Genomic DNA, 19,359 nt, shown 5'->3' on the forward strand with positions numbered 1-19,359 from the left:
GTCACACCTCCCTGGAGTCCGGGCCGGCGACGACGTTGGCCGGCTCCCGCTCGGCGAGCACGCGCTTGGTACGCGGGCTCGGCGGAACCTGAAGATCCATCGGCGGCAGCGGGAAGCTGCCGTACGGCCGGGTGTCCGCCTGCTCCTGGAGCGACGGCTTCAGCTCCTTCTTGCGCGACGGCCAGAAGAGCGTGGCCAGCAGCAGCACGCCCGCGCCGACGGCGGTGACGAGCAGCCGGTCCCGGGTCTGCCAGTCCTCGATCGAGCGCAGCCCGGCGAGCACCATGATCCAGACCAGGTTCAGCGGCAGCAGCACCTTCCAGCCGAAGCGCATGAACTGGTCGTACCGGAGCCGGGGCAGCGTGCCGCGCAGCCAGACGAAGACGAACACCAGCATGATGACCTTGCCGAAGAACCACAGCATCGGCCACCAGCCCTCGTTGGCGCCGGACCAGATCGTGATCGGCCACGGTGCGTGCCAGCCGCCGAGGAACAGCGTCACGGTGAACGCCGACATGGTCACCATCGCGACGTACTCGCTGAGCATGAACAGCGCGAACTTCAGCGAGCTGTACTCGGTCTGGAAACCGGCCACCAGCTCCGACTCCGCCTCGGGCAGGTCGAACGGCGCCCGGTTCGTCTCACCGACGATGGCGATGAAGAACATGATGAAGCTGGGCAGCAGCAGGATCGCGTACCAGCCGGGCGCGGCGAGGTCGAAGCCGCCGATGGTCAGCCGCGTGCCGTCGCCCTGTGCGGCGACGATCCCGCTCGTCGACATGGTGCCGGCGGTCATGAAGACCGCGACCACGCTCAGGCCCATGGTGACCTCGTACGAGACCAGCTGGGCCGCCGAGCGCAGGCCGCCGAGCAGCGGGTAGGTGGAGCCGCTGGCCCAGCCGCCGAGCACGATGCCGTACACGGCGAGCGAGGAGAAGGCCAGCACCACCAGCACCGCCACCGACACGTCGGTGACCTGCAGCGGCGTCCGGTGCCCGAAGATGCTCACCATCGGCCCGAACGGGATCACCGACAGCGCGGTGACCGCGCAGACCACCGAGATCACCGGGGCGAAGAAGTAGACGACCTTGTCGGCCTTGCGCGGGAGGATGTCCTCCTTGAAGGCCAGCTTCACGCCGTCGGCGAGCGTCTGGAGCAGGCCGAACGGGCCGGCCTGGTTGGGGCCGGGCCGCACCGCCATGCGGCCGACCACCCGGCGCTCGAACCAGACGCCGAGCAGCGTGGCCGCCACGGCGACGACGAACGCGAACAGGATCTTGCCGAGGACCAGCCACCACGGGTCCCTGCCGAAGTCGGCAAGCGTCGGGTCCTGCGCCGCGAGGATGACGGGGTTCACTGCACCCACCTTTCGTTCCCTCCTGCGGAGACGCTCACCACGTCGCCGGACGTCGCGCCGAGGCCGCGCCGCACGGTGGAGCCGGGTGAGTTGGTCGGCAGCCAGACGACGCCGTCGGGCATCTCGGTGATCGCCGCCGGCAGCGTGATCGCGCCGCGGTCGGTGCCCACCGTGACCGGGTCGCCGTCGGCCACGCCCAGCGCCTCGGCGGTGCCCTTGCCGAGCCGGACCACCGGCGGGCGGGCGGTGCCGGCGAGGTGCTCGTCGCCGTCGGTGAGGCTGCCCAGGTCGATCAACTGGTGCCAGGTCGCGAGCACCGCCTCGCCCGGTCCGGGCTGCCGCACGGCGGCCGGCTCGACCGAGGGCGCCGACGGCCGCTCGACCCGGGTACGCGGCAGCGCGCCCAGCTCGCGCCGGATGCTCGGCACGTCGCCGGTGCCCAGCCGCACGTCGAGCTGCGCGGCGAGCGCGTCGAGGATCCGTGCGTCGGTCATCGCGCCGGTGTCCAGCACCTTCTCGAACGTGCGCAGCCGGCCCTCCCAGTCCAGGAAACTGCCGGCCTTCTCGACCACCGGCGCGACCGGCAGGACCACGTCGGCGCGGCGGGACACCGCGCTCATCCGCAGTTCCAGGCTGACCAGGAACGGCACCGCGTCCAGGGCCGCCTCGGCCAGGCGCGGGTCGGCCAGGTCGGCCGGGTCGACGCCGGCCACCACCAGGGCGCCGAGCTGGCCGTTCGCGGCGGCGGCGAGGATGCCGTCGGTGTCGCGGCCGGCCTGGCTCGGGATCACCCCGGCCGGGATGTCCCACGCCTCGCCCAGCTCCGCGCGCGCGGCCGGCTCGGTGACGACCCGGCCGCCGGGGAGCAGGTTGGGCAGGCAGCCCGCGTCGACGGCGCCGCGGTCACCCGCGCGCCGCGGCACCCAGACCAGCCGGGCGCCGGTACGCCGGGCGACGTCCGCCGCCGCCGACAGCCCGCCGGGAACCTCGGCCAGCCGCTCGCCGACGACCAGGATCGCGCCGGGCCGACCCAGCGCCTCGGCCACAGTGGCGTGCTCGGCCAGCACGCCGGCCTCCTCGCCGGGCACCACGCGGGCCAGCTTCGCCCCGAGCTTCTCCAGGCCGCGGGTCGCGAACGGCGCGATCGCGTACACGGTGAGCTTCTTCTTCAGGTACGCCTTGCGCAGCCGCAGGAAGAGGATCGGGCACTCCTCCTCCGGCTCCAGGCCGACCAGCACCACCGCGGGCGCGTTCTCCACGTCCGTGTAGGTCACGTCGGTGACCCCGGCGACGCTGCTGGCCAGGAAGTCGGCCTCCTCGCGGGAGGCCGGGCGGGCCCGGAAGTCGATGTCGTTCGTACGCAGCGCGATGCGGGCGAACTTCGCGTACGCGTAGGCGTCCTCGACGGTGAGCCGGCCGCCGGTCAGCACCGCCGTGCCGGTCGCGCCGTCGCGGGCCGCGCGCAGCCCTTCGGCGGCCCGGGTCAGCGCCTCGCTCCAGGACGCCTCGCGCAGCTCACCGGTCTTCTCGTCGCGCACCATCGGCGTGCTGATCCGGTCGAACGCGCGGGTGTACTGGAAGCCCCAGCGGCCCTTGTCGCAGTTCCACTCCTCGTTCACCGCCGGGTCGTCGCCGGCCAGCCGGCGCAGCACCTTGCCGCGCCGCCAGTCGGTGCGCTGGGCGCAGCCGGCCGAGCAGTGCTCGCAGACGCTGGGCGTGGAGACCAGGTCGAACGGGCGGGCCCGGAACCGGTACTGGGCGCCGGTCAGCGCGCCCACCGGGCAGATCTGCACGGTGTTGCCGGAGAAGTACGAGTTGAACGGGACGTCACCGGCGTCGCCGTCCTCCCCGTACTCCTCGTCCCGGTAGATGTTGATCTCCTCGTGCGAGGAGCGTCCCATCAGGTCGATGAACTTGTCTCCGGCGATCTCCTCGGAGAACCGGGTGCACCGCTGGCAGAGCACGCAGCGCTCGCGGTCGAGCAGCACCTGGGTGCTGATCGGCAGCGGCTTCGGGTACTCCCGCTTGTGCTCGTGGAACCGCGAGTCCGTCCGGCCGGTGGACATCGCCTGGTTCTGCAGCGGGCACTCGCCGCCCTTGTCGCACATCGGGCAGTCCAGGGGGTGGTTGAGGAGCAGCAGCTCCATCACCCCCTCCTGGGCCTTCTTGGCGACCGGGGAGGTGAGCTGCGTCCGCACCACCATGCCGTCGGCGACGGTCTGGGTGCAGGAGGCGACCGGCTTGCGCTGGCCCTCCACCTCCACCAGGCACTGCCGGCAGGCGCCGGCCGGGGCCAGCAGCGGGTGGTCGCAGAAACGCGGGATCTCGGTGCCGAGCTGCTCGGCGACGCGGATCAGCAGCGCACCCTTGGGCGCGGTGACCTCGACGCCGTCGATGGTCAGCGTGACGGTCTCGGTCTGCTTGGCTACGTCGGTCATTAGTGGGCTCCCACCAGCTGCTTGTCCGACAGCTTCGGCGCGGTACGTCCCTCGATGTAGTCGAGGTAGTCCTGCTTGAAGTACTTCAGCGACGAGGTGACCGAGCTGGTCGCGCCGTCACCCAGACCGCAGAACGAGCGGCCGAGGATGTTGTCGCAGGTGTCGAGCAGGGTGTCCAGGTCCTCGTGGGTGCCCTGGCCGGACAGGATGCGCCGGTAGACCCGGACCATCCAGTAGTTGCCCTCCCGGCACGGGGTGCACTTGCCGCACGACTCGTGGTGGTAGAACTCCAGCCACCGGTAGGTCGCGTACACCGGGCAGTCCTGGTCGGAGAAGATCTGCGTGGCGGTGGTGCCCAGGATCGAGCCGGCCCCCGCCACCCCCTCGAAGTCCAGCGGCACGTCCAGGTGCTCGGCGGTCAGCAGCGGCGTCGACGAGCCACCCGGCGTCCAGAACTTCAGGTTGTGCCCGGGCGTCATGCCGCCGGCCAGCTCGATCAGCTCGCGCAGCGTGATGCCCATCGAGCACTCGTACTGGCCGGGGTTGGCGATCCGGCCGGACAGCGAGTAGATCATCGGGCCGGACGACTTCTCCGTGCCCATCGTCTTCCACCAGTCCGCGCCACCGAGCACGATGTACGGCACGCTGGCGATGGTGCCGACGTTGTTGACCACCGTCGGGCTGGCGTACAGGCCGTGGGTCGCCGGGAACGGCGGGCGCAGCCGGGGCTGGCCCCGGAAGCCCTCCAGCGAGTCCAGCAGCGCGGTCTCCTCACCGCAGATGTACGCCCCGGCGCCGGAGTGCACCACCAGGTCCAGGTCGAAGCCCGAGCCGAGGACGTTCCGGCCGAGATAACCCTTCGCGTACGCCTCGGCGACCGCGCTCCGCAGCCGCCGGGCGGCGTGCACGGCCTCACCGCGGATGTAGATGTACGCCCGGTTGGCCCGGATCGCGTACGAGGCGATGATGACGCCCTCGACCAGCGAGTGCGGGTCGTAGGTCATCAGCGGCAGGTCCTTGCAGGTGCCCGGCTCGCCCTCGTCGGCGTTCACCACCAGGTAGTGCGGCTTGCCGTCGCCCTGCGGGATGAACCCCCACTTCAGGCCGGTCGGGAAGCCCGCGCCGCCCCGGCCGCGCAGCCCGGAGTCCTTGATCAGCTGGATCAGGTCGTCCGGGTGCGCCTTGAGCGCCTTGCGCAGGGCGGCGTAGCCGTCCAGCTTCTCGTAGGTGCCGAGCCGCCAGGCGTCCGGCGAGAGCCAGCGCTTGGTGAGCACCGGCGTGAGCTTGGCCAGCGTCTCCGGCCGAGGAGTGGTCACTTGCGGACCCCCGATCCGTTCGCGTCCGCCGGGTCGGCGCCGTCCGCGCCCGTACCGGCCTCAGCTTCCTTGAGGTTGCGCTCCTGCGCGCCGGCCGCGTCGCCGGCGGGCTTGCCGTCGCCGGCCGGCGGGTTCGCCGCCGCGCCGGCCGCTTCCGCCGCCTGCGCGTCGCGCGACGCCGGCGGCGGGCCGTCCACCGGGACCTTGGTGCCGGGCGCGTCCGCCACCGGCGTGTGCGCGTCCGGCTGCCGGGTCTCGGCGGTACGCACCTGCGGCGACTTGTCGTCCGGCGCCTTCACGTCCGGCGCGGTGCTGCCGGTGGCCGCCTCCGGCTTGGCCGGCTCGACGGCCTTCGCCGGCTCGGGCGCGGGAGCCGGCTTCTCGGCCTTCGCCTTCGCCTCGGCGGCGGCCCGGTCGGCCTCGGCCTTGCTGCGGATCGGAGTCTTCGGGTCGAAGCCCGGCACCGAGACGCCGTGCTGCTCGGCCAGGCGCAGACCGCGCAGGCTCGGCTCGCCCGGTCCGCCGTCGGCCACCGCGCCCTCGCGCTCGTCGGCGAAACCGGCGAGTTGGACGGCCATCTCCTTGAGCGTGCACAGCCGCGCGCCACGGGTCGGCATCGGGCGGCCGCCCGCGCGCAGTTCCTCGACCACGTCGAGCGCGGCCTGCGGCTCCACGTTGTCGAAGAAGTCGTAGTTGACGGTCATCACCGGGCCGTAGTCGCACGCCGCCAGACACTCGGCGTGCTCCAGGGTGATCTTCCCGTCGGCGGTGGTCTCCTCGTGCCCGACGCCGAGGTGCTCGGCCAGGGTGTCGTAGACCTTCTGCCCGCCGAGCACGTCGCACATCGTGTTGGTGCAGACGCTCACCAGGTAGTCACCGGTGGGCTTGCGCTTGTACATGGTGTAGAAGGTGGCGACGGCGCCGACCTGGGCCTTGTTGAGCCCGAGCACCTCGGCGCAGAACTCGACACCGGCCGGGGAGACGTAGCCCTCCTCGGACTGGACCAGGTGCAGCAGCGGCAGCAACGCCGAGCGGGACCGGTCCGCCGGGTACCGGGCGATGATCTCCCGCGCCCGGAGCCGGGTCTCTTCAGTGAACGTGCTCATCGGTCACAACCACCCATCACGGGGTCCAGCGAGGCGCCGCCGGCGATCACGTCGGCGATCAGGCCGCCCTCGGCCATCGCCGGGAGGGCCTGGAGGTTGACGAAGCTCGGCTCCCGGTAGTGCACCCGGTAGGGCCGGGTGCCGCCGTCGGACACCGCGTGCACGCCCAGCTCGCCGCGGGGCGACTCGATGCCGACGTACACCTGGCCCGGCGGAACCCGGAAGCCCTCGGTGACGAGCTTGAAGTGGTGGATCAACGATTCCATCGACTGACCCATGATCTTGGCGACGTGCTCCAGCGAGTTGCCCATGCCGTCCACGCCGATGGCGAGCTGCGCCGGCCAGGCGATCTTCTTGTCGGAGACCATCACCGGGCCCGGCTTGAGCCGGTCCAGCGCCTGCTCGACCAGCTTCAGCGACTCGCGGATCTCCGCCACCCGGACCAGGTAGCGGCCCCACACGTCACCGTCGGTGTGGGTCGGCACGTCGAACTCGTACGTCTCGTAACCGCAGTACGGCATGGTCTTGCGCAGGTCCCAGGCGAGGCCCGCGCTGCGCAGCACCGGGCCGGTGACGCCGAGCGCCATGCACGCGCTCACGTCGAGCACCGCCACCTGCTGCGTGCGCTCCAGCCAGATCGGCTGGCCGGAGAGCAGGTTCTCGTACTCCTTGAGCCGCTTCGGCATCAGCACGAGGAAGTCGCGGATCTTGCGGATCGCGTCGTCCGGCACGTCCTGTGCGACACCGCCCGGCCGCACGTACGCGTGGTTCATCCGCAGGCCGGTGATGGTCTCGAAGATGTCGAGGACGTACTCCCGCTCGCGGAAGCCGTACAGCATCATGTTGATCGCGCCCAGCTCCATGGCGGTGGTCGCCAGCCAGACCAGGTGCGACGAGATCCGGTTGAGCTCCATCATCAGCACGCGGATGGTGTTCGCGCGCTCGGTGATGTCGTCGGTGATCCCGAGCAGCTTCTCCACCGCGAGCGCGTACGCCGTCTCGTTGAACAGCGGGGCGAGGTAGTCCATCCTGGTCACGAACGTCGAGCCCTGGACCCAGTTGCGGTACTCCAGGTTCTTCTCGATGCCGGTGTGCAGGTAGCCGACGACCGAGCGGGCTTCGCGGACCGTCTCGCCCTCCAGCTCCAGGACCAGCCGGAGCACGCCGTGGGTGGACGGGTGCTGCGGACCCATGTTGACGACGATCCGCTCGTCGTTGATCGGGTCCGTGCCGGAGACGACCTCGTCCCAGTCCCCGCCGGTGACGGTGAAGACCTTGCCCTCGGTCGTCTCGCGCTCGGTCGCGTAGTTCGACGTGGTCACAGTGCCAACCCTCCGTTCGCGACTGCGGGGCTCCGCTTCGCTGCACTCCTCGCGCTCACTGGTACGACCGCCGCTTGTCCGGCGGCGGGATCTCCGCACCCTTGTACTCGACCGGCACGCCACCGAGCGGGTAGTCCTTGCGCTGCGGGTGGCCCTCCCAGTCGTCCGGCATGAGGATCCGGGTCAGGTTGGGGTGGCCGTCGAAGACGACGCCGAACATGTCGTACGCCTCCCGCTCCTGCCAGTCGGCGGTCGGGTAGACGGCGGTGACGCTCGGGACGTGCGGCTGCTCGGCGGAGACGGCCACCTCCAGCCGGACCATGCGGCGGTAGGTCATCGAGGTCAGCTGGTAGACCACGTGCAGGCGACGCTCCGCGCCCAGGTAGTCCACGCCGGACACCGAGGAGAGCAGCTCGAAGCGCAGCGCGAGGTCGTCGCGCATCACCTGGCAGACCTCGGCGATCCGCTCCGGGCGGATGTGCAGGGTCAGCTCGCCCCGGTCGACCACGACCTTCTCGATCGCGTCGCCGAAGTCCGGGTACGCCTCCTCCAGCGCGTCCCGCACCTCGTCGAAGTAGCTGCCGTACGGGCGGGTCGCCTCCTCGATCGGCTTGCGCTGGCGGACCAGGCCGCCGTAGCCGGAGACGTCGCCGGTGCCCTGGTTGCCGAACATGCCCCGGCCGGCCGGGCTGGCCGGGGGGTACTCCGCCGGTGCGGTGGAGCTGGCGCCGACCGGGGTGGTGGGTACCGGCACCCCGCCGTCGTTGGTCTTGTCGTTCGGTGCGGTCATTTCGGGCCCCTATGCGACGCCTGAAGGTGGTTCTGCGCCTTCATCCAGTTCTCGATCCGCAGCTGCTCCTCGCGCCCCTCGCGGACGGCCTTCGTCCACTCGGCACGCCGGGCCTTGTCGCTGCGGTACGACGAGGGCATCGAGCCGTACGGCACGGCCGGCACGTCACCGCGCGCCTGGCGGGCCTCCAGCATCTTGCGGCCGTTCGGGCCCAGCGGCTCGTACATGATCTTCTCGCGCAGCTTGAGCACCGCGTCGATGAGCATCTCCGGCCGGGGCGGGCAGCCGGGGAGGTACATGTCGACCGGTACGACGTGGTCGACGCCCTGCACGATGGCGTAGTTGTTGAACATGCCGCCGCTGCTGGCGCAGACGCCCATCGAGATGACCCAGCGGGGCTCGGCCATCTGGTCGTAGATCTGGCGCAGGACCGGGGCCATCTTCTGGCTGACCCGGCCGGCCACGATCATCAGGTCCGCCTGCCGGGGCGAGGCCCGGAAGACCTCCATGCCCCAGCGGCCCATGTCGTAGTGCGGGCCGCCCGCCGCCATCATCTCGATGGCGCAGCAGGCCAGACCGAACGTGGCGCCCCAGACCGAGGTCTTCCGCGTCCAGTTGACCAGCTTCTCGACGCTGGTGAGCAGGACGCCGGAGGGAAGCTTCTCCTCGATGCCCATCTGCTACCTCCTCAGTCCCAGTCCAGGCCGCCGCGACGCCAGACATAGGCGTATGCGACGAAGACCGCGACGATGAACAGGACCATCTCCACAAAGCCGAAGATCGGCAGGGCGTCGAAGGAGACCGCCCAGGGGTAGAGGAAGATGATCTCGATGTCGAAGACGATGAAGAGCATCGCCGTCAGGTAGAACTTGATCGGGAACCGGCCGCCGCCGACCGGCTGCGGGCTCGGTTCGATGCCACACTCGTACGCCTCGAGCTTGGCCTTGTTCAGACGGCGCGGGCCGACGAGTCGGGCGGCGGCCACGGAGAACAGCGCGAACGCCGCAGCGAGGGCGAACAGCCCGATGATGGGTGTGTAAGGAGAGAGCGTCATCGTTGTCCCCTGCTCGTCCTTCCCTGACCTCGGTGGTTGGCCAAAATCACACTATTCACGTCCCTCCCGACAGCGGTCGGCGGGGTCGATCTCGGTCCGGCCCGTGGGCGTTCGGCCTCGGGGCCGGTCGTCTCCTACACGGCCGGGGCCACCTTCGTCATCGCGTTGATGACCCGGTCCATCGCGTCCCCGCCGCGCGGGTCGGTCAGGTTGGCCAGCAGCTTGAGCACGAACCGCATGAGCATCGGGTGCGGCATGCCGTGCCTGGTCGCCATCCGCATGATCTCGGGGCGGCCGATGAGCTTCACGAAGACGCCGCCGAGCCGGTAGTAGCCGCCGAAGCGGGCCTTCAGCTCCTGCGGGTACGCCATCAGCGCCCGCTCGCGCTCCGCGCCGGCCGGGCGGGCGAGCGCCTGCACCAGGACCTCCGCGGCCATCTCGCCCGACTCCATCGCGTACGCGATGCCCTCGCCGTTGAACGGGTTGACCATGCCGCCGGAGTCGCCGACCAGCAGGACGCCGCGGGTGTAGTGCGGTACCCGGTTGAAGCCCATCGGCAGCGCGGCGCCGAGGGTCGGACCCTCCGCGTTGGACTCGTCGGTCATCCCCCAGTCCTCGGGGGTGTTCGCGAGCCAGTCGGTGAGCAGCTTGCGGTAGTTCGTCTTGCCGAACGCCGAGGAGGAGTTGAGGACGCCGAGGCCGACGTTCACCCGACCGTCGCCGAGGCCGAAGATCCAGCCGTAGCCGGGCAGCAGCGCGTCGCTGCCCTTGGCCCGCAGTTCCAGCCAGGACTCCAGGTAGTCGTCGTCGTGCTTGGCGGGCGAGCGGTAGTAGCGGCGGACCGCCACGCCGATCGGGCGGTCCTCCCGCTTGGCCAGCCCGAGGGCGAGCGGGAAGCGGCCGGAGACGCCGTCGGCGGCGACCACGAGCGGCGCGTGGAACGTGGCCGGTTCCTTGTCCGGGCCGACCTCGGCCTGCACGCCGATCACCCGGTCGTCGGCGTCGAGCACCGGCCCGAGGACGTTGACGTTGGTGCGCAGCTTCGCCCCGGCGGCGACCGCCCGCTGGGCGAGCAGGTCGTCGAAGTCGAGCCGGGTCCGCACCAGGCCGTAGTTGGGGAAGCTGGCCAGGTCGGGCCAGTCCAGTTCCAGGCGTACCCCGCCGCCGATCACGCGCAGGCCCTTGTTGTGCAGCCAGCCCGCCTCGGGCGAGGTGTCCACGCCCATCCGGATGAGCTGCCGCACCGCGCGGGGCGTGAGCCCGTCGCCGCAGACCTTCTCCCGGGGAAACTCCGTCTTCTCCAGCAGCAGCACGCGTACGCCGTGCCGCGCCAGGTGGTACGCCGTGGCCGATCCTCCGGGACCGGCGCCCACGACGATGACGTCGGCGTCGTTCTCCACCGCGGTCATCCGCGCCTCCTCCCGCATGCTCGTGAAATGCTTCACAAGCCGATCGGGTTGGAGTCTATGACCGCCGTTACACCAGTTCGCGCTGAGGGGGGCCTAACTTCGCGGAAACGCGCCGGTAAGAGCGTCGAGACCGGTCACGGGCGTGCCTGCGCGGCCGGTCCGAGCCCGGCGTCGAGGCGTATCGCGTCGGGCAGGTGGTCGCGCAACGCGCCACCGGCGGCCCGGTCCAGCGCGGCGAGCACCTCGGCGACGACCTGGCGGACATCGGCGGGATCCGCGCCGGCCAGCTCGCGGAGCTGCGCGATGAGCTCGGCGGCGTCGTCGTCGGTGGCGGCCTGGTCTGGTCCCCTCATGGAGGCGAGCCTACGGGACAAAGTAGACCAGAACTGGACATTCACGAAATGGCCGGCCAGCCTCGGCCGGACTGTCAGTTTCGGACTGCCCGGTGCAGCGCCACGACGCCGCCGGTCAGGTTGCGCCACGCCACCCGGCCCCAGCCGGCCGCCGCGATCCGCGCGGCCAGCGCCGCCTGGTCCGGCCAGGCCCGGATCGACTCGGCCAGGTAGACGTAGGCGTCCGGGTTGCTCGACACGGCGCGGGCCACCGCCGGCAACGACCGCATCAGGTACGACAGGTAGACGGTGCGGAACGCCGGGTTGACCGGCGTGCTGAACTCGCAGACCACCAGCCGGCCTCCCGGCCGGGTCACCCGGGCCAGCTCGGCCAGCGCCGCGTCGGTGTCGTTGACGTTGCGCAGCGCGAAGGAGATGGTCACCGCGTCGAAGCTGGCGTCGGCGAACGGCAACCGCAGGGCGTCCCCGGCCAGCAGCGGCACCGACGGACGGGTGCGCTTTCCGGCGTGCAGCATGCCCAGCGACAGGTCGGCGCCGACCGCGTACGCCCCGGAGTGGGCCAGTTCCTCGGTCGACACACCGGTGCCGGCGCCCACGTCCAGCACCCGGTCGCCCGGCCGCAGCCCGAGCGCCGCCCGGGTGGCCCGCCGCCACGACCGGTCCTGCCCGAAGGAGAGCACTGTGTTCGTCAGGTCGTAGCGGGCCGCGACGCCGTCGAACATCGCGGCTACCTCGTGCGGCTGCTTGTCCAGGCTGGCGCGCTGGCCCTGCGGGGTACGGCTCACCCCTCCACTCTGCCAGCCGCACGGCGCCCGGCTCCGCCCGGGTACGCGGCAGGGCGGGGTGGTCACCCACCCCGCCCTGCCGCGTATCGGTTCCCAGGTCAGTCGCCGGTGCGCTCCTCGCCCGGTGTGACCAGCACCACCTTGCGGCGGCGGGACAGCATCATCAGCGCCGCGCCGGCCGCGAGCACCGCCGCGCCGGTCCCGCCGATCAGGCCGATCTGCATACCGGTCACCGGCAGGCCACCGTCACCGGCGCCGCCACCCGTGCCACCACCGGCGGTCGGGGTCGGCACCGCCGTCGCGCCGCCGGTCGGCGTCGGCCCGGCCGTCGGCGACGACGTCGGCTGGGCGGTCGGCGACGGGCTCGGGGACGGGCTCGACGGCGGGCTCTGGTCGACGAAGACGTCGAACAGCGCGGTGTTGTCGAAGTCGTCGGTCTCGGTGAACGCGCGCCGCTGCGCCGAGCTGGCGACCCGCGGCTCCTCGTCGGCCGCCCCGGCCGCGGCGTCGAGGCCCTTGGCCCAGACGATCCCGGGCCGGAGCAGCTTCTCCGTCACGTCCGCGCCGACAGTCACCCGGATGTCGGCGGTGTAGTACTGGCCGGGCTTGAGCACCGCGCCCGCGTCCTCGCAGTGCGCGTTGAGGACACCGCCCAGGTTCTGCTCGACGCAGCCCTCGGGCAGCTTCGCGAAAGTGACGCCGGCCGGCAGTCCGATCCCGTACGCGATGCCGGTGGCGCGCTTGCTGCCGTCGTTGAACACGGCCCAGTCCAGCGGCGCGGTCGCGCCCGGCCGGACCGGGCGCAGGCCCGACTCGCCGGCGTCGTCGCCGTCGACCACCACGTCGGCGTACACGTCCTGCACCCACGTGGTGAGGTCGTAGCCCGGCTCGGCGACGGTGATGTCGTGGTCGATCTCGTCCAGCACCTTGGCGCTCCTGCCCGCGCTGATCGAGACCGTGAGCGTGCCGGCCGCACCCTTGCCACCCTTGGCGAACAGCGGGATGCCGAAGTCCTCGGAGGTGCCGGCGGGCAGGTCGCCGAGCAGGCAGGAGAAGGCGGTGCCCCGGATGTCGCAACCGGCCGGGACCAGCACGCCGACCTTGTCGGTCTTGAGTCCGTTCGTCTCGACGGTGACCCGGACGTCCTTCGCGTCCACGGTTCCGACGGTGTTGTTCACCTGGAACTTGAACGGCTTGGCCTTCGCCTCGCTGACGCCCTTGGCGACCTGGTAGCTGAGCGGGATGAGCTGGAGGTCGGCCTCGTCGGCGGCCTGCGCCGGGCCGGCGAGCGCGCCGAGACCGGCGGCGGAGAGCAGGGCCACGACGCCGGCGCGGGCCAGCGTGGACCGGTAGCGGAAGGTCATTGTTCTCCCGGGGATAGGGAGGCGTGATCACGCCGAACGAACGGACGGTACCGGAGCGACGCGTCGCCACGCCAGCACCGGCGGCGGAATTCCCATCGATCCCGGCAGACAGCAGGGGCGGGATGGTCACCCATCCCGCCCCTGCCGCGGTGCGTTATGTGAACGGCCCTCATGGGCCGATGGAGGACGACGGTCCCCGACGACGCCGCAAGCGTAGTGGCGTCGTCGGCTCACCGGGCCGCGCTCGCCCGGGTCGCCGCCGACCTGTTACCTGCCTGCTCGCGGCCCGGATCGGTGGTGTCGCGCGGGCAGGTTAGCCGCCGGTGATCACGCGGGTGAAGACCCCGCGCCGAAGCTTCACCGGAAACGGGGGGACCTCCGGCCGCACGACGGACACCGACCGGCCGAACGGCGGAACCGGGTCAGTTGACCTCGACCAGCGGCAGCGACTTCCCGGCCCCGCCGCCGGGCAGCGCGATCGACGAGAAGTGCGAGACCACGCGGTCGTCGCTCGGGTCGTCGGCGGGCGTGTGGTGCACCGCCAGCCGGTTGTAGAGCGTGTCCCGCTGGGCCGGGATCCGGTCGGCCGACCGGATCATGCCGATCAGCTCGTGCAGGTTGGACCGGTGCCGGGCGCCGGCCGAGGAGATGACGTTCTCCTCCAGCATGATCGAGCCGAGGTCGTCCACGCCCATGTGCAGCGCGAGCTGCCCGACGTCCTTGCCGGTGGTCAGCCAGGACGCCTGGAGGTGCGGCACCGTCTCGAAGAACAGGCGGGCCACCGCGACCAGTCGCAGGTATTCCAGCGTGGTCGCCTGGGTGCGGCCCTTCAGGTGGTTGTTCTCCGGCTGGTAGGTCCACGGGATGAAGGCGCGGAAACCGCCGGTGCGGTCCTGCACGTCGCGGATCATCCGCAGGTGCTCGATGCGCTCGGCGTTCGTCTCGCCGGTGCCCATCATCATGGTGGCCGTCGACTCCAGGCCCTGCCGGTGCGCCAGCTCCATGACCTCCAGCCAGCGGGCGCCGGACTCCTTCAGCGGCGCGATCGCCTTCCGCGGGCGGTCCGGCAGCATCTCCGCGCCGGCGCCGGCGATCGAGTCCAGGCCGGCGGCCTTGATCCGGGCGATGGCCTCGTCCAGGCTCACGCCGGAGACCTTCGCCATGTGCAGGATCTCGCTCGGGCCGATCGAGTGGATGGCGAGCTGCGGGTACGCCTTCTTGACCGAGGAGAACAGCTCCTCGTAGTACTCGACGCCGTAGTCCGGGTGGTGCCCGCCCTGGAGCATGACCTGGGTGGCGCCCAGCTCGACCGCCTCGCCGCAGCGGCGCAGGATCTCCTCGGTCGGGTGGGTCCAGCCCTCCTTGTGCTTGGGGGCCCGGTAGAACGCGCAGAACTTGCACGCCGTCACGCAGACGTTCGTGTAGTTGATGTTGCGGTCGATGAGGTACGTGACGATGTTGTCCGGGTAGCGGCGCCGCCGTACCGCGTCGGCCGCCTCGCCCAGCGCGTGGAAGGGCGCGTCGGTGTAGAGCAGCAGCGCCTCCTCGGGCGTGATCCGCCCGCCGTCAGCGCCGCGTTGCAGGATGTCGTCGATCTCCCGGTTCGCCGTCACACTCCGAGGGTACGCCGACCGCCCCGGGCACCACCTCGCCGACCCGGGGTGCGGCGGAGCCGGTGAGATCGGCGGGTGCCGGCAATCTCATAGATGGATTACGATCAATCGATGACCGACGAACCCGTACCCCGAGCAAGGCGCGCGTTACCCCGCCGCGCCTTGCTCGTCCTGGCTCCCCTCGCCGCCGGTGGAGTGGCCCTCGCCGCGGCCCCCCGCCCGGCCGCGGCGGCCACACCCGCACCGGAGTGCCTCGCCGACCTGCTGGAGAGCTGATGGCCACCATTCCGTGGCTTGCCGACGTGCTGCGCTCGGCCGGCGTCACAGTGGTGGAGGAGGGCAACTGGCTCGGCCGCGTCGCCGGCAGCTCGTTCAGCCCGATCGGTGTGCTCTGGCACCACACCGCCTCCACCTCCAGCGCGGCCAACCCGCACCCCGCGCTGGGCATCTGCATCAACGGCCGCTCCGACCTGCCCGGCCCGCTCTGCCACGCGCTCGTCGACTACCACGGTGTGTTCCACATCATCTCCGGCGGGCGGGCCAACCACGCCGGGAAGAGCCGCGGCAGCGGCCCGATCCCGGCCGGCGACGGCAACACGCTGATGGTCGGATGGGAGATCGACTACAACGGGGTCGACCAGCAGATGACCCCCGCGCAGTACTCCGCGTCGGTGCTCGCCACCGCCGCCGTGCTGCGCCGGCTGGGCCGCGACGCCTCCTATGCGCGCGGCCACCGGGAGACCAGCACCACCGGCAAGATCGATCCCTCCTTCATCGACCTCGACACGATGCGCTCCGACGTCGCCCGGCAGCTCACCGGGAACCCGCCCCTCGAACTCTGGAAGGACGACATGAAGCTCATCCAGTCCACCAACCGGGGCATCGCCCTGGTCGGCCCCGGCTACTTCCGCGTGCTCAACAACAACGAGGAGGTCTACGCCGCCGTCGCGCTCGTCGGCAATCCGCTCATCGGCAACGACCGCCAGTTCGACCTCTGGCGCAGCATCGCCTTCGACGGTCAGGTCAAAGCGCCGAGCTGACCCGCGCGCGGGCGACGGGCGCGAGGAATCTTGCGTCCGTCGCCTAGGCTCGCCGCGTGTTCGTCTCACCGCATCCGCCCGCCCCGGTAGCAGTGGCCGGTACCCGCCCCGCCCTCTGGTCCCTCGCGCTGACCGCGGTGGTAGCCGGCTTCGGTCTCGCCGTGATCGTGGTGAACACGCTCGTCAGCCACCTGACCGTCGGGCTGTCCCAGGCCGTGCCGATCTGCCTCGGGCTGGTCGGCTGCCTGGCCTTCGCCGTCGCCCTGCGCCTGCTGCACCGGGCCTGGTGGCTGGCCGTCCTGTCGGTGGTGCCGGCTCTCTTCGTGCTGGTGGGCAGTGTGCAGCTCGCCCCCGAGACGGTGCTGCGGGATCGGGGCGTCGCCCAGCAGGTCACCATCACCGACGTGCAGACGTCCGGCAAGCGGCACGAGTTCGCGCTCCAGGGCGACTCGGGTCCGCTCGACGAGCCGCTCGTCTACTCGGGCAGCTCTCCCGGTTACCAGGTCGGCCAGCGGCTGACCGTGCTCGTCGATCCGCAGGGGCAGGTGGAGCTGGCCGACGCCGAGAAGGTCGACGTCGCCGGCAAGCGGAGCATGCTCGTGCTCGGCGCGGTCGGCTGGACGCTGTTCGCGCTCCTCGCCGGCTGGCGCGGCCACGTCCGCCGGGCCCGGGCCCGGCGGGCCTCGGCGCCGCTGCCGCTGCCGTTCTGACCGCCGGGCACCGGCCCGCCGGTCAGCTCACGCGTCGTAGTCGACTGTCAGCTCGTCGGTGACCGGGCTGGACTGGCAGGTCAGCACGTAACCGGCGGTCACCTCGTCCGGCTCCAGGGCATAGTTGCGCGCCATCGTCACCTCGCCGGCTGTCACCTTCGCCCGGCAGGTCGAGCACACGCCGCCCTTGCAGGCGTACGGCAACTCGCCGCGCACCCGCAGCGCCGCGTCGAGCACCCGCTCGTCCCGGCCCATGGTGAAACTCGACGAGCGCCCGTCCAGCACGATCGTCACAGCGGTGCCGAATCCGGGCCGGTCGGCCTCGCGGCGGACCGGCTCCGGCGGCGCGTCGACGTGGAACAGCTCGGTGTGCACCGCCGCGTCCGGCACGCCGCGACCCGCCAGCACCGCCTTGGCGTCCACCACCATGCCGTACGGGCCGCAGAGGAACCACTCCTCGATCTCGTCACCCGGTACGACGGTGTCCAGCAGCCGGGTCAGCCGGTCGGCGTCGATCCGCCCCGACAGCAACGCCGACTCGCCCATCTCCCGGGACAGCACGTGCACCAGGTGCAGCCGGGTCGGATAGCGGTCCTTCAGGTCGGCCAGCTCCTCGGCGAACATCACCGAGTTCGCCGTGCGGTTGCCGTACACCAGCGTGAAGGTGCTGCGCGGCTCGGTCGCCAGCGCGGTCGCGGCCAGCCCGAGGACCGGGGTGATGCCGGAACCGGCGACCACCGCGCCGTACCGGCGGACGCGGCCCGGGGTGAACGCGGAGGTGAAGTGCCCCAGCGGCGGCAGCACCTCGACGGTGTCGCCGTCGCGCAGCGCGCCGCAGGCGTACGCGGAGAACGCCCCGCCCGGAACCTCACGCACCCCGATCCGCACCCGGCCGTGCCGGGCCAGCTCGTCGGGGGTCGAGCAGATCGAGTACGACCGCCGCACCTCCCCGCCGTCGGCCTCGGCCGGGCGGCGGACGGTGAGGTGCTGCCCGGCGGAGAACGCGAACGTCTCGCGCAGCTCCTCGGGCACGGCGAACGTGATCGACACCGAGTCGTCGGTGAGCCGGTCCACGGCGGCCACGGGCAACGGGTGGAAGACCGGCCGGCGGCGCACCGGCCGGGTGATGGTGACAGTCACAGCGCCTTCAGGTGGTCGAAGGGTTCGGAACAGGAGCGGCAGCGCCACAGCGCCTTGCACGCGGTGGAGCCGAAGCGGCTGATCTGGCTGGTCTCCGGCGACCCGCAGCGCGGGCAGCGTACGGCCAGGGTCAGCGGCACCACGGTGTCGTCGCCGCGCGGCGCGGGCGGGGCGATGCCGGCGGCGGCCAGCTTGGCCCGGCCGGCGTCGGAGATCCAGTCGGTGCTCCACGCCGGGTGGTAGACGGTACGGACCTCGGCGTCCGGATGCCCGGCGGCGGCCAGCGCCCGGCGGATGTCGGCCCGGATCACGTCCATGGCCGGGCAGCCGGTGTAGGTGGGGGTGATGGTGACGACGACCCGGCCGGTGTCCGGCTCCTCGTCGACCGCGCGCAGGATGCCCAGCTCGTCGATGGTGATGACCCGGATCTCCGGGTCCACCACCGCCGCCGCGGCGTCCCTTGCGTTCCTCACCACGCGGCTCCGGGGTGGGCGCGGTGCAGCACCTGCATCTCGGCGAGCAGGTAGGAGAGGTGTTCGGTGTGCAGGCCGTCCCGGCCGCCACCCGGCGTCCAGCCCGTCTCCGGGCGGGTGAGCGTGGCCTCGTCCAGGACCGCGGTCACCGTGGCGTCGAAGTCGGCCCGGAGGGTGGCCGGGTCGACCGGCGCCGCCGGGGCCGGGTCGAACAGCTCGTGGACGTACGGCCACACCTGGTCGACCGCGTCCTGCATGCGCCGGTGCGACTCCCCGGTGCCGTCGCCGAGCCGCTTCACCCACAGCGCGGCGTGGTCCAGGTGGTACGCCGACTCCTTGCGCGCCTTCGCCCCGACCGCCGCCAGCCGCTCGTCCGCGCAGCCGGCCAGCGCGGTGTAGAGCGGCACCTGGTACGCGGCCAGGAAGAACAGCTTCGCCATCGTCACGCCGAAGTCGCCGTTCGGCAGCTCGACCAACAGGCAGTTGCGGAACTCGCGGTCGTCGCGCAGGTAGGCCAGGGCGTCCTCGTCCCGGCCGGCGCCCTCCAGCTCGCCCGCGTACGTGAGCAGCAGCCGCGCCGCGCCGAGCTGGTCCAGGGCGATGTTCGCCAGCGCGATGTCCTCCTCCATCTCGGGAGCGCGGGAGGTCCACTCACCGAGGCGCTGCGCGGCGATGAGCGCGTCGTCGCCGACGGCGAGCGTGAAGTCGAAAAGGCTCACAGGTGGGCCGCCCCTTCGGGGACCTCGTAGAACGTCGGGTGGCGGTAGACCTTGTCGGCGGCCGGGTCGAAGAACGCGTCCTTCTCGTCGGGACTGGACGCGGTGATCGCGCTCGCCGGCACCACCCAGATGGAGACGCCCTCCTGACGGCGGGTGTAGAGATCCCGCGCGTTGCGCAGGGCCAGCTCGGCGTCGGGGGCGTGCAGGCTGCCGACGTGGGTGTGCGACAGGCCACGGCGGGCCCGCACGAACACCTCCCACAGGGGAGTGGACTGGCTGCTCATGCCGAGCCGACCGGGCATGCCCTCACGGCCCTCGCTTCGCTCGGTGCGTTCGCTCATGCCGAGCCGACCGGGCATGCCCTCACGGC

General features: G+C 71.7%; 20 protein-coding genes. 3 read left to right on the forward strand and 17 right to left on the reverse strand.

The genetic code is table 11. The annotated features are described in order from the left end of the window. Position 1: 1 nt before the first annotated feature. The 13 genes from nuoH to mqnC form a co-directional block, all read right to left on the reverse strand. Positions 2–1,357, reverse strand: a complete 1,356-nt coding sequence (nuoH, locus tag ACFYO8_RS06320; RefSeq protein ID WP_354867843.1) for an NADH-quinone oxidoreductase subunit NuoH — start codon at positions 1,355–1,357, stop codon at positions 2–4. Next, positions 1,354–3,795: an NADH-quinone oxidoreductase subunit G gene (locus ACFYO8_RS06325; protein WP_355047341.1), complete on the reverse strand. Its 2,442-nt coding sequence runs from the start codon at positions 3,793–3,795 to the stop codon at positions 1,354–1,356. Before ACFYO8_RS06325 ends, nuoH begins: the two co-directional genes overlap by 4 nt. Further along, on the reverse strand, positions 3,795–5,111 hold the full coding sequence (nuoF, locus tag ACFYO8_RS06330) for an NADH-quinone oxidoreductase subunit NuoF (RefSeq protein WP_354867838.1): 1,317 nt from the start codon (positions 5,109–5,111) through the stop codon (positions 3,795–3,797). The genes ACFYO8_RS06325 and nuoF overlap by 1 nt, the downstream gene beginning before the upstream one ends. Then, the gene (gene nuoE / locus ACFYO8_RS06335; protein WP_354867835.1) at positions 5,108–6,217 is read right to left on the reverse strand and encodes an NADH-quinone oxidoreductase subunit NuoE; all 1,110 of its coding nucleotides are present in this window, start codon (positions 6,215–6,217) and stop codon (positions 5,108–5,110) included. The genes nuoF and nuoE overlap by 4 nt, the downstream gene beginning before the upstream one ends. Next, complete coding sequence (locus ACFYO8_RS06340) at positions 6,214–7,539, reverse strand: NADH-quinone oxidoreductase subunit D (protein ID WP_354867833.1); 1,326 nt, start codon at positions 7,537–7,539, stop codon at positions 6,214–6,216. The genes nuoE and ACFYO8_RS06340 overlap by 4 nt, the downstream gene beginning before the upstream one ends. Positions 7,540–7,594: 55 nt before the next feature. Beyond that, positions 7,595–8,329, reverse strand: coding sequence for an NADH-quinone oxidoreductase subunit C (locus tag ACFYO8_RS06345; RefSeq protein ID WP_354867830.1), 735 nt, complete (start codon positions 8,327–8,329; stop codon positions 7,595–7,597). Beyond that, the gene (locus tag ACFYO8_RS06350) at positions 8,326–9,006 is read right to left on the reverse strand and encodes an NADH-quinone oxidoreductase subunit B family protein (RefSeq protein WP_354867828.1); all 681 of its coding nucleotides are present in this window, start codon (positions 9,004–9,006) and stop codon (positions 8,326–8,328) included. Before ACFYO8_RS06350 ends, ACFYO8_RS06345 begins: the two co-directional genes overlap by 4 nt. 11 nt (positions 9,007–9,017) lie before the next feature. Next, complete coding sequence (locus tag ACFYO8_RS06355; RefSeq protein ID WP_354867826.1) at positions 9,018–9,383, reverse strand: NADH-quinone oxidoreductase subunit A; 366 nt, start codon at positions 9,381–9,383, stop codon at positions 9,018–9,020. A 134-nt stretch (positions 9,384–9,517) separates the two neighbouring features. Continuing rightward, positions 9,518–10,792, reverse strand: coding sequence for a geranylgeranyl reductase family protein (locus ACFYO8_RS06360; RefSeq protein ID WP_354867824.1), 1,275 nt, complete (start codon positions 10,790–10,792; stop codon positions 9,518–9,520). Between the two features lie 134 nt (positions 10,793–10,926). Continuing rightward, a complete protein-coding gene (locus ACFYO8_RS06365; RefSeq protein ID WP_354867821.1) occupies positions 10,927–11,145 on the reverse strand; it encodes a hypothetical protein in 219 nt (72 codons plus the stop codon). A 74-nt stretch (positions 11,146–11,219) separates the two neighbouring features. Next, positions 11,220–11,930, reverse strand: coding sequence for a demethylmenaquinone methyltransferase (locus tag ACFYO8_RS06370; RefSeq protein WP_354867819.1), 711 nt, complete (start codon positions 11,928–11,930; stop codon positions 11,220–11,222). Positions 11,931–12,028: 98 nt separating this feature from the next. Then, positions 12,029–13,294, reverse strand: a complete 1,266-nt coding sequence (locus ACFYO8_RS06375; protein ID WP_354867816.1) for a cell wall anchor protein — start codon at positions 13,292–13,294, stop codon at positions 12,029–12,031. A gap of 422 nt (positions 13,295–13,716) precedes the next feature. Then, positions 13,717–14,907: a cyclic dehypoxanthinyl futalosine synthase gene (mqnC, locus tag ACFYO8_RS06380; protein ID WP_030500766.1), complete on the reverse strand. Its 1,191-nt coding sequence runs from the start codon at positions 14,905–14,907 to the stop codon at positions 13,717–13,719. A gap of 111 nt (positions 14,908–15,018) precedes the next feature. Here mqnC and ACFYO8_RS06385 point away from each other — a divergent pair, with 111 nt between their 5' ends. Genes ACFYO8_RS06385 through ACFYO8_RS06395 form a run of 3 tightly spaced genes read left to right on the forward strand, consistent with a single transcriptional unit; the run spans position 15,019 to position 16,657 of the window. Beyond that, positions 15,019–15,183: a hypothetical protein gene (locus ACFYO8_RS06385; RefSeq protein ID WP_354867813.1), complete on the forward strand. Its 165-nt coding sequence runs from the start codon at positions 15,019–15,021 to the stop codon at positions 15,181–15,183. Continuing rightward, the gene (locus ACFYO8_RS06390; RefSeq protein WP_354867811.1) at positions 15,183–15,947 is read left to right on the forward strand and encodes an N-acetylmuramoyl-L-alanine amidase; all 765 of its coding nucleotides are present in this window, start codon (positions 15,183–15,185) and stop codon (positions 15,945–15,947) included. Before ACFYO8_RS06385 ends, ACFYO8_RS06390 begins: the two co-directional genes overlap by 1 nt. Positions 15,948–16,003: 56 nt before the next feature. Further along, positions 16,004–16,657 carry a hypothetical protein gene (locus ACFYO8_RS06395; RefSeq protein WP_354867808.1) on the forward strand — a complete coding sequence of 218 codons (654 nt, stop codon included), beginning with the start codon at positions 16,004–16,006 and terminating at the stop codon, positions 16,655–16,657. Positions 16,658–16,684: 27 nt separating this feature from the next. Here ACFYO8_RS06395 and paaE read toward each other — a convergent pair whose 3' ends face one another. From paaE to paaB, 4 genes are read right to left on the reverse strand one after another with little or no spacing between them, the layout of a single operon-like run. Further along, positions 16,685–17,797, reverse strand: coding sequence for a 1,2-phenylacetyl-CoA epoxidase subunit PaaE (paaE, locus tag ACFYO8_RS06400; RefSeq protein ID WP_387256850.1), 1,113 nt, complete (start codon positions 17,795–17,797; stop codon positions 16,685–16,687). After that, positions 17,794–18,270: a 1,2-phenylacetyl-CoA epoxidase subunit PaaD gene (paaD, locus tag ACFYO8_RS06405; RefSeq protein ID WP_354867803.1), complete on the reverse strand. Its 477-nt coding sequence runs from the start codon at positions 18,268–18,270 to the stop codon at positions 17,794–17,796. The genes paaE and paaD overlap by 4 nt, the downstream gene beginning before the upstream one ends. After that, positions 18,267–18,989, reverse strand: coding sequence for a 1,2-phenylacetyl-CoA epoxidase subunit PaaC (gene paaC, locus ACFYO8_RS06410; protein ID WP_354867801.1), 723 nt, complete (start codon positions 18,987–18,989; stop codon positions 18,267–18,269). The genes paaD and paaC overlap by 4 nt, the downstream gene beginning before the upstream one ends. After that, positions 18,986–19,330, reverse strand: coding sequence for a 1,2-phenylacetyl-CoA epoxidase subunit PaaB (paaB, locus tag ACFYO8_RS06415; protein WP_387188874.1), 345 nt, complete (start codon positions 19,328–19,330; stop codon positions 18,986–18,988). Before paaB ends, paaC begins: the two co-directional genes overlap by 4 nt. Positions 19,331–19,359 lie beyond the last annotated feature (29 nt).

This window comes from Micromonospora sp. NPDC005257 (assembly GCF_042872445.1).
Classification (GTDB): Bacteria; Actinomycetota; Actinomycetes; order Mycobacteriales; family Micromonosporaceae; genus Micromonospora.

What these genes read in the sequence shown, in the direction of transcription:
- ACFYO8_RS06325 (WP_355047341.1), bottom strand. Translation starts at nt 3,795, where the DNA reads ATGACCGACGTAGCCAAGCAGACCGAGACCGTCACGCTGACCATCGAC.
- nuoE (WP_354867835.1), bottom strand. Translation starts at nt 6,217, where the DNA reads ATGAGCACGTTCACTGAAGAGACCCGGCTCCGGGCGCGGGAGATCATC.
- ACFYO8_RS06345 (WP_354867830.1), bottom strand. Translation starts at nt 8,329, where the DNA reads ATGACCGCACCGAACGACAAGACCAACGACGGCGGGGTGCCGGTACCC.
- ACFYO8_RS06350 (WP_354867828.1), bottom strand. Translation starts at nt 9,006, where the DNA reads ATGGGCATCGAGGAGAAGCTTCCCTCCGGCGTCCTGCTCACCAGCGTC.
- ACFYO8_RS06355 (WP_354867826.1), bottom strand. Translation starts at nt 9,383, where the DNA reads ATGACGCTCTCTCCTTACACACCCATCATCGGGCTGTTCGCCCTCGCT.
- ACFYO8_RS06360 (WP_354867824.1), bottom strand. Translation starts at nt 10,792, where the DNA reads ATGACCGCGGTGGAGAACGACGCCGACGTCATCGTCGTGGGCGCCGGT.
- ACFYO8_RS06365 (WP_354867821.1), bottom strand. Translation starts at nt 11,145, where the DNA reads ATGAGGGGACCAGACCAGGCCGCCACCGACGACGACGCCGCCGAGCTC.
- ACFYO8_RS06375 (WP_354867816.1), bottom strand. Translation starts at nt 13,294, where the DNA reads ATGACCTTCCGCTACCGGTCCACGCTGGCCCGCGCCGGCGTCGTGGCC.
- ACFYO8_RS06385 (WP_354867813.1), top strand. Translation starts at nt 15,019, where the DNA reads ATGACCGACGAACCCGTACCCCGAGCAAGGCGCGCGTTACCCCGCCGC.
- ACFYO8_RS06390 (WP_354867811.1), top strand. Translation starts at nt 15,183, where the DNA reads ATGGCCACCATTCCGTGGCTTGCCGACGTGCTGCGCTCGGCCGGCGTC.
- paaB (WP_387188874.1), bottom strand. Translation starts at nt 19,330, where the DNA reads ATGAGCGAACGCACCGAGCGAAGCGAGGGCCGTGAGGGCATGCCCGGT.